Source organism: Moheibacter lacus, from assembly GCF_014042165.1.
GTDB lineage: Bacteria > Bacteroidota > Bacteroidia > Flavobacteriales > Weeksellaceae > Moheibacter > Moheibacter lacus.
Genome location: NZ_JACDZE010000010.1, coordinates 1 through 718, shown reverse-complemented (window position 1 = coordinate 718; position 718 = coordinate 1). Strand labels below are relative to the sequence as shown.

1 protein-coding gene is annotated in these 718 nt (G+C 37.4%); it reads right to left on the bottom strand.

The annotated features are described in order from the left end of the window. Positions 1 to 158: 158 nt before the first annotated feature. A complete protein-coding gene (locus tag HU137_RS13030; protein WP_262890143.1) occupies positions 159 to 530 on the bottom strand; it encodes a transposase in 372 nt (123 codons plus the stop codon). Positions 531 to 718: the final 188 nt, after the last annotated feature.

Genomic DNA, 718 nt, shown 5'->3' with positions numbered 1-718 from the left:
CCGTTGCACAACTCCATTTTTTTGATAAAATTCACAAAAAACCAAGAAAATCTGACCGATTTTAAAGCTCTCTAAGCGCAGCAAAATTCAAATTGATTTAGAATTCCCTCCATTTTTGACTATCTTAAATCCAAGCTTTTCCCCTTCTCAAAACAGCTTCAAGCAATTGCCCCAATTTTCCCTTTGGGAAGGTTCAGGATTTGGGCTTGGGTTTTTACTTTTTTCACCTTGAACTTCAGAAGTTTCTTCAGATAAAACAAACGGATATCCAGACAATTACCGCAATATTGAAGCAAAGCCCGATCGCTGTTCAAATTGTTCAAATAACCCACCAATAAAATCTTGTAAAAAACCACCGGATCCAAACTCTGCTGGCCTTCGCTACCGTAATACTTTTTAGNCAGAAGTTTCTTCAGATAAAACAAACGGATATCCAGACAATTACCGCAATATTGGAGCAAAGCCCGATCGCTGTTCAAATTGTTCAAATAACCCACCAATAAAATCTTGTAAAAAACCACCGGATCCAAACTCTGCTGGCCTTCGCTACCGTAATACTTTTTAGTCGAATCCTACAGAAATTGAAAATCCAATTCCTCCCCGATTTTCCTGTAAATATTATCGGCCGGTACCAGTCTTTCCAAACTCAGTTCATAAAACAATTTTGGCCTAAATTCTTTTCGTCCTTGCATGTACTAATTTACATAAAAATTATCAC